Raw genomic sequence first — 12,329 nt, 5'->3', positions numbered from 1 at the left:
CGCCGTCGGGCATCTTGCGTTAAGGGGACTGCTAGAGGTCGTCGCGGCAGTGTGCCGCGTGCAGTTTGTAGAGGCCCGTCAGGTCTCCGGCCGCCAGGCCGTCCGGTGCGCCGATTTCCGGGTACATGAGCTGGATGGGATCGTCCACGTGGTCCAGGCCCACCACATGGGCCAGCTCGTGCTGCATGACCGCCGAGACGTAATCCGCTCCTCCGGGCAGGCCCAAAAGTTCGGTGATCTGCGCGGTGTCCAGGTCCAGGCGGCCGGACACATAGCTGCGCGGTCCGGTGCCGAAACTGTAGGCCGTGCTGCCGCCGGTGCCGATCACCTTCCCGGCCAGGGCGGGGGACGTCTCGGGCGTGGTCCAGGAAAACAGCAGCGGCGCCCAGCGGTCTCCGTAGAGCTTCGGCTGATAGGCCTCGCGCTTGGCGGTGGGCTTTTCCTTGGTGGCTCCGTCGTTGATGAACTTCAGGCCCGTGGCGGCCGAAACCCTGGCCACGGCGTCCTCCAGCAGGCCCTCGGAACCGGCCGGGGCGAGGTCCGCGTTGACCACGTAATGCACCGGACGGCAGGGGGAGTAGCCCACCGGGGTGCCGTCCGGGTTGGTGGCCAGGAATTTGTAGGACGTGCTTTCGACCGCCGGTTTCACGGGCGTGAGCAGCGGGTTTGCGGCCTCTTCGAGGCCGGGCGGAGGGGCGTCATCCTGCTGCCTGGTGGAGCCCGGCGCCGCGGCGGTCCCCGCCGGGCCGGGCTGGGCGTTCCCCGGGGTTTCCCGGGTGGCACCCGGCAGCGCCGGGAACAGCGAGGTGATGCGCGGATCGCCCCGCAGGAAGCCGCTGACCAGCAGCGCGACGACCGTCGCAGCGGCCACTACGAGGAGGTTGCGGAACAGGTACATCCCGGTACTGCGCCGCCGCGGCGGCCGCCCGCCGTCGGGCTCGAAATCCGGGTACATCCTGCTCCCTGCGTTGTGAACTAAGCGGCCGCGATGCCGCCTAGCCTACGACGGCGCCGAAGAGCAGGCCGAGTCCGTAGGTTGCGCCGGCGGCACCAAGGCCGATCGCCAGCTGCCGGAGTCCGCGCGTGAGGGGCGAGGTGCCCGACAACAGGCCGACGACGGCGCCCGTTCCGAGGAGCGCGACGCCCACCAGAGTACCGGCCACCAGGAGCGCAGTGAAACCGCCGAGGCCGAAGATGAACGGCAGGATCGGCACGATGGCGCCCGAGGCGAAGAAGCAGAAGCTGGACAGCGCCGCGCCCCAGGCGGAACCGACGGCCTCGTGTTCGTCCGGTGCCTCCTCTTCCTCGGGGTGCAGCGACAGGGACGGATCGCAGTCGCAGGAGTAGACGCCCATGCGTTCGGCGGCGCGGTGCTCGGCCGCTTCGTGGCTCATGCCGCGGGCCAGGTAGACCAGCACCAGCTCGTTGTGCTCGATGTCAAGGGACGGCGCCGCGGACAGCGTGACCTGGGTGGGCCGGGTGGCCTTGAGCAGCTCCAGCTGGGAACGCACCGAGACGTACTCGCCGGCGCCCATGGACAACGCACCGGCCAGCAGGCCTGCGATGCCGCTGAAGAGCACCACGGTGGTGGGCACGCCCGTGGCCGCCATGCCCATCACGAGGGACAGGTTGCTGACCAGGCCGTCGTTGGCGCCGAAGACCGCGGCGCGGAAGGAACCGGAGAGCCGGTTGCGGCCCCGGGTGGCCAGGCCCCGGACGACTTCCTCGTGGATCTGCTCGTCGGCGGCCATCGCACGGGTCGCCGCTAGATCGGTGGCGTAGGGGGAGCGGCTCTCGGCGCGCTGGGCGAGGGCCAGGACGAACACCGAGCCGAAGTGCCGGGCCAGGAAACCGAGCAGCTGGCTGCGGGTCGAGGCCGCCTTGGGCATGCCCGAGTGTTCGCCCAGCAGCCGGAGCCAGTGGGCTTCGTGGCGGCCCTCGGCGTCGGCGAGGGCAAGGAGGATTTCGCGCTCTTCGCCGTCGCGGCGCTGGGCCAGCTCTCGGTACACGGCGGCTTCGGCACGTTCGTCGGCAAGATACTGCCGCCAACGCTTGATGTCTGCGGGGGAGGGGGTTTCCCGGTGCGTTTGCACTGTGGCTCCTGTGTTGTTGGGGCGGGTTTTCGTCGCCCCATTGCAGCTCCACATTAGCCCGGATTTCCGCGGTTTTTTGGCCGGTAATCCTCACCGCGGGGTTTCGGTGTGCCTTAAAGAATGTGCCCCTTCCGCGGCACCTTGACCCCCGGCAGGGGCAGTGCTCAGATGGAAGGACAAGGGGCCACGGGTTGGGGCGCGGCCGTGAATGGCCGGACCGACCCGCAGCCCGCGGCATGTGAGCGGAGGTTGCACCGTGGACAGCACCGAAACGCACCCCAGGCATCCAGATCGTCCCACCGTGGAGTCGGATCCCGCCTATGACTACAGCGAGGACATCGCGGTGGATGAGGAATGGGACGAAGAAGACGACGCCATTGACGAAGAGGAACGAGTGGTTCCGCTCGACGTCGACGATCATCGCGAGGAGGAGCCGGAAGAATAGGCCGGTTCCCGGCGTTCCGTAATTTCCGTCAATCCAGGATGAATGACAGTTCCTTGCCTGCGCGGTAACCCCGCGCGGCGACGGCGAGGAGCAGCTTCCGCTCGGCCGGGAACCAGAGCACGGGACGCACCGAGCGGGACAGCGCCCGGGCGAGCAGCGCCGGTTCCGCGCACTGCCGGAGTTCCTGGCTGCCGGCCGCGAACAGCAGGACCGATCCGTTCGCGGCATCGATGCAGGGAATCACCCGCAGCGCAGTTGCGGGGGCGGCATCGAAAGGCATTGGCCTTCTCCTGGGGGAGTTGCTCTTGCCTGGCCGGTTGTCTCTGGTCCGGTACAGGCCGCTTCCTCATCCGAACCACCCGTGAACATGGGGTTGGTGCGTGGCAAGTCGGAGCTTGGCGCCACATCTCTTGAAGCTGGAAATACTGTAGCAGCGTCCCGCAAACAGGGAACACGACGACGGCGGCGCCACCTGCGAAAGGTGGCACCGCCGTCGGGCGTTCTGTTGCTAGTGGCCGGTGTGGCTGGCCACGGGGTGGGCGTCCAGAGGCAGTTCCTCGGAGACGGCCCCGGCAACCCGCCGCTCCCAGGCTTCCCGGACTTCCGGATCCGTGGGCGGCGTCAGCAGGGACACCACCACGTAGCAGACGAGCGATGCGCCCAGGCCCCAGTAGATGGGCTCGTTGGCGTAGACGCCGTCCGCGCTGGGGATGGCACCGAGCGCGTACATGATCAGCAGGCCGAGGGTCAGGACCGAGCCGACCGCCATGGACCAGGCAGCGGCGACGCCGGTGCCGCGCTTCCAGACGAGGCCGCCGAGGATTGCGACGAGGAGGCCACCCACCAGGATGTCGTAGGCAATGGTCAGGGCGACCACCACGTCCTGGGCTGCCATGGAGATCAGCACGGCCAGGATGCCCAGGCCAAGGACCCAGTAACGGTTGGCCTTGACGTCGTGCTCGGGGTTTTCGGTGTCGTCGGTGTGGACGGTCTTGCCGAACCAGCTGGCCACGAACGGTACAACGTCGGCGCGGGCTACGGTCGCGGCGGCGATCAGTGCGCCGGAAGCGGTGGACATCATGGCTGCGACGGCCGCGGCCATGACCAGGCCGCCGATGCCGATGGGGAGCAGGTGCGTGGCGACCTCGGCGTAGACAACGTCCTTGCCCAGGTTGGCGACGTCGATGTCCGGCAGGGCCACGCGGGCGGCCAGGCCGATGACGGCGCCGGCCAGGCCGTAGAGGACGCAGTAGACGCCGGCAGTCGCGCCGCCCCAGCGGGCCACCTTGGGGGTCTTGGCGGTGAAGACGCGCTGCCAGATGTCCTGGCCGATCAGCAGGCCGAGGGTGTAGACGACGAAGTAGGTGATGATCGTCTGCAGGCCGATGCCGTCGATCTGGAAGAAGCTGGCGTCGACGCGTGCGCGGATGCCGTCGAAGCCGCCGGCGGCGTTCAGTGCGAAGGGCAGCATAAGGAAGAAGATGCCCACGGTCTTGATGATGAACTGGACCTGGTCGGCGAGGGTGATGGACCACATGCCGCCGATGGTGGAGTAGACCAGGACGATTGCGCCGCCGACGGCGATGGCGAGCCAGCGCTCCCAGTCGAAGAGGACCACGAAGATGGTGGCGTACGCGCCGGTGGAGGTGGCGCAGAGCATCAGGGTGTAGGCGAGCATGACGATGCCGGAGGTCTGGGTGGCCTGCTGGCCGTAACGCAGGCTGAGCATCTGGGAGACGGTGTAGATCTTCAGCCGCTGGATGGTGCCGGCGAAGAGCAGGCTGAGCAGGAGCACGCCGGAGCCGATGGCCACCACGAGCCACATGCCGGAGATGCCGAACCTGTAGCCAAGGCCAACGCCGCCCACCGTTGAGGCGCCGCCGAGGACCACCGCGGCCATGGTGCCCGTGTAGAGGAACGGGCCCAGGCGGCGGCCGGCCACCAGGAAGTCACTGTTGTTCTTGGTGCGGGACTTGCCCCACCAGCCAAAGGCCAGCATGGCCAGCAGATACACCACCACAATGGCGATGTTGAGGAACGATGAGTCCATTGTCGGCTCCTGGGGATATTCGCACCGGCCGGTTTCCGTGTCCATGACAGCGCCGGTGCCATGCGGACAATCCGCGGTGCGGTGTGTTGGGGAGAAAGTTTGCCATTTTGCCTAGAAGGCAACACTTGTTGCATGAAAGGATATGTAGTGATCGGCGTAACAGTCAAGGACGGGTGCGCGGGGCAGGCCAGCTCCGGGATCCCGCCGGATACTATTGGCCAAATGACTGGGCCGCACTCTTCGGCCTGAAAGGTTCGTGAATGAAGGCTCTCCCCGTTGAACCCAGCAACGTTCCGCTTGCGATCGGTTCCAGAATCCGTGCTGCCCGCCAGTCCCAGCGGCTCACCATCGAGCAGGTGGCCGAAGCGACGGGGTTGACCAAGGGATTCCTCAGCCGGGTGGAGCGGGACCTGACGTCGCCGTCCGTGGCGTCCCTGGTGACGCTGTGCCAGGTGCTGTCGGTGTCCATTGGGGATCTTTTCGCCGCACCGGAGACGCACCTGACGCGCCGCGACGACGGGCCGAAGATCTCCCTCGGCGGCGAAGGAATCGTGGAACGCCTTCTCACGGCCCGGTCGGAGCGCCGCCTGCAGATCATCCGGGCCGTGATCGAGCCCCATGGCCGCGGCGAATCCGAGCTTTACGCGGTGGACTGCGACGTGGACGTCCTGCATGTCACCAAGGGACGCATCCAGCTGATCCTGAGCAATGAAAAGTACGACCTCGGGGAAGGCGACACCCTGTCCTTCCCCGGCCGCGAACCGCACACCTGGGTCAACCCCACGGACGAGACCGTCGAGGTGCTCTGGATCCTGGTCCCGGCCGCGAGCCGCTGAAGGGGCGGCAGCCGGGAGCCCGGATCAGCCCACGTGTACCCAGGGCCGGCGCGTCACGTCGGCCTCGGCCTCGCGCAGCACTTCGCGGGTTACCGGGGCGATTTCGCCTTCGCCGAAGAACAGGAACTTGCTGAGGTTGGCAATCGGGTTGCCTTCGGTCCACCGGAAGTAGATGTGCGGCATCAGCCCCGTGACGTCGCGGATGTGCAACAGTACGGCGGCCAGGGTGTTGGGCACGTTGTTGCTGTGGACTTCCAGGACCTTGAAGCCGTGGCGGTGCTTGCCCTCCACGAGCAGTTCCTGTTCGAAGTCGGAGCTGTCGTCCACGATGACCTCGATGAACAGGGCATCGCTGTCCTCGGGCAGGTGGATGGCCTGCTGCGCGTGCTCCAGCTTCTCCCGGTAACGGTCGGCGCCGGCACGCTTCGGTTCGTGGGCGATGAGCCGGATGGGTCCCTCGTCGTTGGCTGCGGTGAACTCCAGGGCCCGTTCGTCCATCTTGATGTGGGTGGCGCGCAGTTCGAAGGAGCGCCGGACCCGGGAGGCAAAGCTCACCAGCACAATGCCCAGGATGAACATGGCGGCGATCCTGATGCCGTCCGGGCGTTCCACCACGTTGGCCACCGTGGTGTAGGTAAACACCACCGCCACGGCGCCGAAGGCCAGGGTCTTTACCCGCTGCTTCCGCCGCTTGGCCGAGAGGGTCACGGCGATGGACGCGGAGGTCATCAGCACCAGCACGCCGGTGGCGTAGGCTCCGCCCTGTGCCTCCACGCTCGCCTCGAAGATCACGGTGATCAGGAAGGCGATGGCGGTGAACACCAGGACCAGCGGGCGGACGGCCTTGGTCCATGAGGGGGCCATGCCGAAGCGGGGGAGGTAGCGCGGCACGAGGTTCAGCAGGCCGGCCATGGCGGATGCGCCGGCGAACCAAAGGATCGCGATGGTGCTGATGTCGTAGACGGTGCCGAACGCGTCGCCCAGGTACTGGTGCGCCAGGAAGGCCAGGGCGCGGCCGTTGGCCTTGCCGCCTGCCTCGAATTCGGCCGCCGGGATCAGGAACGTGGTGATGAAGCTGGAAGCCACCAGGAAGGCACTCATGATGAGGGCCGCCGTCGTGAGCAGCTTGTGGGCGCCGCGGATGCGGCCGGCGGGCCGCTGGTCGGTGTCGTCCGGTTCCCCCTTGATCTGGGGCATGACGGCGACGCCGGTCTCGAAGCCGGAGAGGCCGAGGGCGAGCTTCGGGAACACGAGCAGTGCGATGCCGATCATCACCAGCGGGTTGCCGTGCTGCTGGTTGAGCGCGGCCCACCAGTCGGTGACGACGTGGGCTTCGGCGGCCACGTGGAACAGTCCCACCAGCACCACCACGGCGTTGAGCAGCAGGTAGACGCCCACCAGCAGCACCGCCACGTTGATGGCTTCCTTGAAGCCGCGCAGGAAGACGATCCCGAGGCCGGCAATCAGGGCGAGCGTGATGGCGACTTCCTGGCCGTGCATCCACTCGGGTGCGAAGGGATTCTCGACGGCGTGGGCGCTCGCGTCTGCGGCGGACAGGGTCATGGTGATCATGAAATCGGTTGCGGCGAAGCCGAGCAGCGCCAGGACGAACAGCTTGCCGCCCCAGCGGGGGAGGAGCTTCTCCAGCATGGCGATGGACCCTTCGCCGCGCGGGCTTTCGGAAGCGACGCGGCGGTAGACGGGCAGAGCGCCGAGCAGCGTGACGGCGACCAGCACGATCGTGGCCAGCGGGGACACGATGCCGGCGGCGAGTGCCGCGATGGCCGGCTGGTAACCGAGGGTCGAAAAGTAGTCGACGCCAGTGAGGCACATGACCTTCCACCAGGACTGCGGGGTGTGCCCGCGCTCCGGCCTGCCGTGCTGCCGGGGGCGGCCCCCGCCCTCGGGCATGCCTTCGAGCAGCCAGTGCTTGAAGCTTCTGCTGGATTTGCGCCGGTTGGAAGGGTCGGCCGGCGGCCTCGTCAGGGTGGTCACGATGTCCTTTCGCGCAGCCTGGAAGCTGCTCCAGAAGGAGCGTACGGCGGCACCCCGGCCCGGAAACCCGGTCTTAACGGAATCCTTACGCCCTGTGTGAGCGGCGTCTCTTTGGGTTTCCTCCAAGATTTTTTCCAATCGATGTAAGTAAACGGCGGCGGCGGGAAACTTACGGGGTGACAGGGCACTTCGAACCGGACGGAACGGACCTCGTCGGGGCGCCTTGCACTACCAGCAACTTCGTTCACGAATGGGGAAAGACAATGCATTCAGCAGCTTTTGGAAAGACCACCGGCGGCAAGACTGTCCTCGGCAAGACCGCCGCGGCGGCCGCCCTCGCCTTCGCGCTCGGCGCCTCGGTTGCCGCGTGTGCCCCGGCGCCGTCGACCGTGCCCGCAGCGGCGGGTTCCACGCAGGCGGGCCCGACGGCGGACCGCACCACCGTGGAAGCCGTCGCCTTGGCGGCGTCGGCGAATCCTGCGGACGCCGCCAAGCCCAAGCCCGTCAAGACCTTCACATTCCCGGACGGCCACATTTCCTTCCAGCACCCGGCCGGCTGGTCCGTACGTACGGCGGAATGCCCCACGATTCCTGGAGGCCCGGCGGAGTGCGTCGAAGCCAACATCATGAGCAAGGGCAAGCCGATCGCCGTCATGGTCAGCGGCTTCTACGGCGACGGCGCGGCAGGACCCGTGGACCGCACGGTCCTTGACTCGGCGCTGGTGCCGGGCCTCGCAGTCTCAGAGGACGATCCCACCTTCGCCTTCTTCAAGGACAGCTACGGGGATGTCAACGACCACTACTTCATGACCATCGGCAAGGCCTCGGAAGCCGTCTCCGGCAGCATCAGCGGCGGAATGCCGCAGGTGCTCCTGCCCAACGGCGTGGGGGTCTTCCGGGTCTATATCGACTCCGGAAAGCTCGCCAACGACGCCGAAGCCCGGGCTTGGATGGCCACTGCCGAATACGCGCAGTTCAAGTCCATGTTGATGAGCGTCAGCTACAAGTAAGACCGGTTCCGCGGGCGGGGCCGTCGCTTGACGGCCCCGCCGGCGGACCCGCAAGAAAGGAAACGCCATGAACGCACCACTTCGCCTGGCCGCCGCGGGAGCAGGACTCATGCTCGCCACAGTCCTCGCCGCCTGCGGGATGCCGCAAGCGGCACCCGGCACGGCGCCGTCGGGCAGTCCGGTCATCGGAACGGTCAGCGAAACCCCCGCACCGACGCCGAGCGTGACGGCGGCACCCACCCCGGAGACCAAAGCATTCTCCTTCACCACCCAAGAACTTTCGCTGCGTTATCCGAAGGAGTGGACTGTGAAGACGAACACCTTCCCCTTCGGTACGGTCACCGCGGAAACCGCCGCGTTCACCGATGCGGCAGGGGAACCGGTGCTGGCGGTGAGCATCAACTCCAGCACGTACGACTACGCCTGGCCCGTACAGCGGACCGTGATCGAGTCGGGCGCACTTCCCGGGCTCGCGTCGGGGGACTGGAACCCTCCGATGAAGTACGCCTTCTACGTTGAGGAGCCGCAGAGTACGGGAGGGCCGGGGGCTGTGTGCACTGCCTCGGTGCTCCAGGAGGTCCCGAGCGACGGCCCGGGCCAGTTGCGGGGCCTGCCCGTGGAAGGCCCGACGCCGGTGCCGTCGCCGATGCCCGAGGACCAGTCCATGCCGTACTTCATCGGCTTTGAACTGGCTTCGGAGGTCGAAAAGTGCGGCAGTGTTGCCGGGGCCAAGGCCTGGTGGTCATCTGCGGAAGGCCGACAGTTCAAGGCGGTGCTGTTGAGCCTTACCGCGTCCTGAGTTGCTGATCCATAACGCCCGACGGCGGCCAGCCGCCCCAGCTGGCCGGCCGTCGTCGGGCTGTTTGCCTGCTTCCGGGGACGTCTTCGTGGGCGGCTTCCGGGGCGGCGGAATTTCTGTAAACAGGTGATGCATATTAGGCAACTTTGTGTGTATGATGGCTGTCACACCCTGACTCGATCTCGAAGGAGAGAGGCCGCTGTGGAAGAGCTCCGCATCGAAGCCAACGGAAACCTTGGCCCCATTGATTCATCCCGCATCCCGCGCTACGCCGGTGCCGCCACCTACGCACGCCTCCCGCGCCTGGACCAGGTGGCCAAGGCCGGCGTTACCGTGGTGGGCGTGCCGTTCGACTCCGGCGTTTCCTACCGCCCGGGTGCCCGCTTCGGCGCGAACCACATCCGCGAGGCCAGCCGCCTCCTGCGTCCCTACAACCCGGCCTGGGACGTCAGCCCCTTCGAGAACGTCCAGGTGGCCGACGCCGGCGACATGGCCGTGAACCCCTTCAACATCAACGAGGCGATTGAGACCATCCAGCAGAACGCGCTGGACCTGACCGCCAACGGCAGCAAGCTTGTGACCCTCGGCGGCGACCACACCATCGCCCTGCCCCTCCTGCGCGCCGCCGCCGAACGCGCCGGCGAACCCGTCGCCATGCTGCACTTCGACGCCCACCTGGACACCTGGGACACCTACTTCGGCGCCGAGTACACCCACGGCACCCCGTTCCGCCGCGCCGTCGAGGAAGGCATCCTCGATACCGAGGCCATCAGCCACGTCGGCACCCGCGGCCCGCTGTATGGCAAGAAGGACCTCGACGACGACCACCGCTTCGGCTTCGGCATCGTCACCTCCGCCGATGTCTACTACCAGGGCGTGCTGGAAACCGTGGAGAAGATCCGCGACCGCATCGGCAACCGCCCACTGTACATCTCCGTGGACATCGACGTCCTGGACCCCGCCCATGCGCCGGGCACCGGCACGCCGGAAGCCGGCGGCATCACCAGCCGCGAACTGCTCGAGATCATCCGCGGCTTCCGCGGCATGAACCTCGTGGGCGCCGACGTCGTGGAAGTTGCCCCGGCCTACGACCACGCCGAGATCACCGGTGTCGCCGCCAGCCACGTGGCCTACGAACTCGTCACGCTCCTGGCCGACAACGCCGTAGAGGGCAACCGCCACGGCGCCGCGACCGGCTACGCGCAGCAGGCCCTCGGTACGCAGTCGGCAGGCGCCCGATGATCGACTTCGATCCCGGAACGGCAGCCCCCACCAAGGGGACCGGGCAGCGCAATGGCGGGGACCTCGTCGTCGAGACCCTCGAGGCACTCGGTGCGAAAACCGTCTTCGGCATCCCGGGCCAGCACGCCCTGGGCCTGTTCGATGCCATGGGCCGCGGAAACCTGCAGTTCGTGTCCTCCCGGGTGGAGAACAACTCGGCCTTCGCTGCGGACGGCTACTCCCGCGCCACCGGCGAGGTGGGCGTGCTGTTCCTGTCCACCGGCCCCGGCGCGCTGACATCCCTGGCCGGCCTGCAGGAGGCCTATGCCACCGGCGTGCCGATGGTGGTCGTGGCCAGCCAGATCCCGCTGGAAGGCCTGGGCGCGCGGCGCAAGGGCATGCTGCACCAGCTCGACGACCAGAAGGCCTCCGCGGCCAACGTCACCAAGAGCCAGCGCCTCATCCAGCACGCCTCCGGCATTCCCTCGGCCATCCAGGACGCCTGGACCGAGGCGATCTCCTCGCCGCAGGGTCCGGTGTGGATCGAGATTCCGCAGAACGTCCTGTTGGATCCGATCATGGTCCCGCCGGTGGAGGACGCCCTGGCCGAGGCGGCGGACAACCCGCCCCGAGTTGAGCTGGTGCGGGAGGCCGTGAAGTGGCTCTCGACGGCGGAGCGTCCGGCGATCATCGCCGGCGGCGGCACCCGGCGCGGCCGGGCCGAGAAGTCCCTGCTCTCGATCGCCGAACAGCTGCGTGCGCCGGTGATCTGCACCCCGGGCGGCAACGGAGCGTTCCCTTGGAACCACGAGCTGTCCCTGCAGTCCTGGATCGAGGACCGGTACATGACGGACCTCCTCGAGGACGCCGACGTGCTGGTGGTCATCGGCTCCTCCCTCGGTGAGGTCACCTCGAACTACTTCACCTTCGAGCCGCGCGGCCGGATCATCCAGATTGATGCCGAGCCCCGGGTCCTCGAATCCAACCGTCCCGGCCTGGGCATCCGTGCCGACGCCGGGCAGGCCCTCGCCGCCCTGGACGAAGCGCTGTCTGAGGCCGGTGCGGCGGGCGCCGCGGTCCGTTCCTGGCACGGCACCAGCCCGGAGGAACTTGTGAAGGAGTCCTTGGCGAAGGTCAAGGCGCGCCTCGAATCGCAGGACCTGGCCAAGGAACTGAAGTTCATGGCAGACATCCGGGAGGCGGTTCCGGACGGCATGCAGACCTTCTGGGACATGACTATCTCCGCGTACTGGGGCTGGAGCTGCTGGGATGCCCGGCAGGGCCAGTTCCACTCGGCCCAGGGCGCCGGCGGCCTTGGCTACGGGTTCCCGGCAGCGATCGGCGGTGCGGTGGGCCTGGAAACCACGGGCAAGCCGGCCCGGGTGCTGGCGGTGTCCGGTGACGGCTCTTCGATGTACTCCATCTCGGAGCTCGCTACGGCCAAGCAGCACAACATCCCGGTCACCTGGCTGATCGTGGACGACGGCGGCTACGGCATCCTGCGCGAATACATGGTGGGCGCCTTCGGCAAGGCCACGGCCACCGAACTGGCGCGGCCCGACTTCGTGAAGCTTGCCGAATCGTTCGGTGTGCCGGCCCGCCGGGTGGCCCCGGAAAACGTGGGGGAGGCGCTCAAGGCGGGCTTCGCCGCGGACGGCCCGAACGTCGTCGTGGTTGAAACCCTGCTGAAGATGTTCGCCCCGACCCACCTCGACTGACCTCTTCACCTCCCGCCCTTAGCGCGAACGTACACTTGGGGCCCCATTTCCGCCGGATTTGGGGCCCCAAATGTACGTTCGCGCTTGGCATTTAAGTGACCTTCGCCGCAGTTAGTTTCCCAAAGCAACCTTTTAGGTCTATGGTTGCTTTAGGCAAACAAT

The 12,329-nt window shown here is 67.5% G+C and carries 11 protein-coding genes and 1 riboswitch; of the genes, 6 read left to right on the top strand and 5 right to left on the bottom strand.

Features of this window, described 5'->3' with window-relative positions:
• Positions 1 to 31: 31 nt before the first annotated feature.
• Positions 32 to 955, bottom strand: a complete 924-nt coding sequence (locus D3654_RS11010) for a matrixin family metalloprotease (RefSeq protein ID WP_425359408.1) — start codon at positions 953 to 955, stop codon at positions 32 to 34.
• Between the two features lie 40 nt (positions 956 to 995).
• A complete protein-coding gene (locus D3654_RS11005; RefSeq protein WP_245413182.1) occupies positions 996 to 2,093 on the bottom strand; it encodes a VIT1/CCC1 transporter family protein in 1,098 nt (365 codons plus the stop codon).
• A gap of 301 nt (positions 2,094 to 2,394) precedes the next feature.
• On the opposite strand from D3654_RS11005, the gene D3654_RS11000 reads away from it, so the two are divergent.
• Positions 2,395 to 2,538, top strand: a complete 144-nt coding sequence (locus D3654_RS11000; protein WP_342635091.1) for a hypothetical protein — start codon at positions 2,395 to 2,397, stop codon at positions 2,536 to 2,538.
• Positions 2,539 to 2,566: 28 nt separating this feature from the next.
• Here the strand turns inward: D3654_RS11000 and D3654_RS10995 are convergent, their stop codons facing one another.
• Together D3654_RS10995 and D3654_RS10990 are read right to left on the bottom strand one after the other, a co-directional pair.
• A complete protein-coding gene (locus D3654_RS10995) occupies positions 2,567 to 2,818 on the bottom strand; it encodes a hypothetical protein (RefSeq protein WP_120521525.1) in 252 nt (83 codons plus the stop codon).
• 16 nt (positions 2,819 to 2,834) lie between these two features.
• Positions 2,835 to 2,954: riboswitch (SAM riboswitch) on the bottom strand.
• A gap of 92 nt (positions 2,955 to 3,046) precedes the next feature.
• The gene (locus tag D3654_RS10990; protein ID WP_120521555.1) at positions 3,047 to 4,588 is read right to left on the bottom strand and encodes a sodium:solute symporter family protein; all 1,542 of its coding nucleotides are present in this window, start codon (positions 4,586 to 4,588) and stop codon (positions 3,047 to 3,049) included.
• 260 nt (positions 4,589 to 4,848) lie between these two features.
• Between D3654_RS10990 and D3654_RS10985 the strand changes: the two genes are divergently transcribed.
• The gene (locus D3654_RS10985) at positions 4,849 to 5,424 is read left to right on the top strand and encodes a helix-turn-helix domain-containing protein (RefSeq protein WP_120521524.1); all 576 of its coding nucleotides are present in this window, start codon (positions 4,849 to 4,851) and stop codon (positions 5,422 to 5,424) included.
• 24 nt (positions 5,425 to 5,448) lie between these two features.
• Here D3654_RS10985 and D3654_RS10980 read toward each other — a convergent pair whose 3' ends face one another.
• On the bottom strand, positions 5,449 to 7,419 hold the full coding sequence (locus tag D3654_RS10980; protein WP_162943711.1) for an APC family permease: 1,971 nt from the start codon (positions 7,417 to 7,419) through the stop codon (positions 5,449 to 5,451).
• 263 nt (positions 7,420 to 7,682) lie between these two features.
• Here D3654_RS10980 and D3654_RS10975 point away from each other — a divergent pair, with 263 nt between their 5' ends.
• From D3654_RS10975 to D3654_RS10960, 4 genes are all read left to right on the top strand, one after another.
• A complete protein-coding gene (locus tag D3654_RS10975) occupies positions 7,683 to 8,429 on the top strand; it encodes a hypothetical protein (protein WP_120521523.1) in 747 nt (248 codons plus the stop codon).
• 67 nt (positions 8,430 to 8,496) lie between these two features.
• On the top strand, positions 8,497 to 9,228 hold the full coding sequence (locus tag D3654_RS10970; RefSeq protein WP_120521522.1) for a hypothetical protein: 732 nt from the start codon (positions 8,497 to 8,499) through the stop codon (positions 9,226 to 9,228).
• Between the two features lie 201 nt (positions 9,229 to 9,429).
• The gene (gene speB, locus D3654_RS10965) at positions 9,430 to 10,470 is read left to right on the top strand and encodes an agmatinase (protein WP_120521521.1); all 1,041 of its coding nucleotides are present in this window, start codon (positions 9,430 to 9,432) and stop codon (positions 10,468 to 10,470) included.
• Positions 10,467 to 12,167 (top strand): thiamine pyrophosphate-binding protein, encoded by a 1,701-nt coding sequence (locus tag D3654_RS10960; protein ID WP_120521520.1) that lies wholly within the window; start codon positions 10,467 to 10,469, stop codon positions 12,165 to 12,167. Before speB ends, D3654_RS10960 begins: the two co-directional genes overlap by 4 nt.
• Positions 12,168 to 12,329: the final 162 nt, after the last annotated feature.

Source organism: Arthrobacter celericrescens (assembly GCF_003614925.1).
Classification (GTDB): domain Bacteria; phylum Actinomycetota; class Actinomycetes; order Actinomycetales; family Micrococcaceae; genus Arthrobacter; species Arthrobacter celericrescens.
The sequence above is the reverse complement of the archived record's forward strand: the minus strand, read 5'-3'. Positions and strand labels throughout refer to the sequence as shown.

Coding starts and splice junctions, on each gene's coding strand:
- D3654_RS10960 (WP_120521520.1), top strand. CDS start 10,467: ATGATCGACTTCGATCCCGGAACGGCAGCCCCCACCAAGGGGACCGGG.
- D3654_RS10985 (WP_120521524.1), top strand. CDS start 4,849: ATGAAGGCTCTCCCCGTTGAACCCAGCAACGTTCCGCTTGCGATCGGT.
- D3654_RS10990 (WP_120521555.1), bottom strand. CDS start 4,588: ATGGACTCATCGTTCCTCAACATCGCCATTGTGGTGGTGTATCTGCTG.
- D3654_RS11010 (WP_425359408.1), bottom strand. CDS start 955: ATGTACCCGGATTTCGAGCCCGACGGCGGGCGGCCGCCGCGGCGGCGC.
- D3654_RS10970 (WP_120521522.1), top strand. CDS start 8,497: ATGAACGCACCACTTCGCCTGGCCGCCGCGGGAGCAGGACTCATGCTC.
- D3654_RS10975 (WP_120521523.1), top strand. CDS start 7,683: ATGCATTCAGCAGCTTTTGGAAAGACCACCGGCGGCAAGACTGTCCTC.
- D3654_RS10995 (WP_120521525.1), bottom strand. CDS start 2,818: ATGCCTTTCGATGCCGCCCCCGCAACTGCGCTGCGGGTGATTCCCTGC.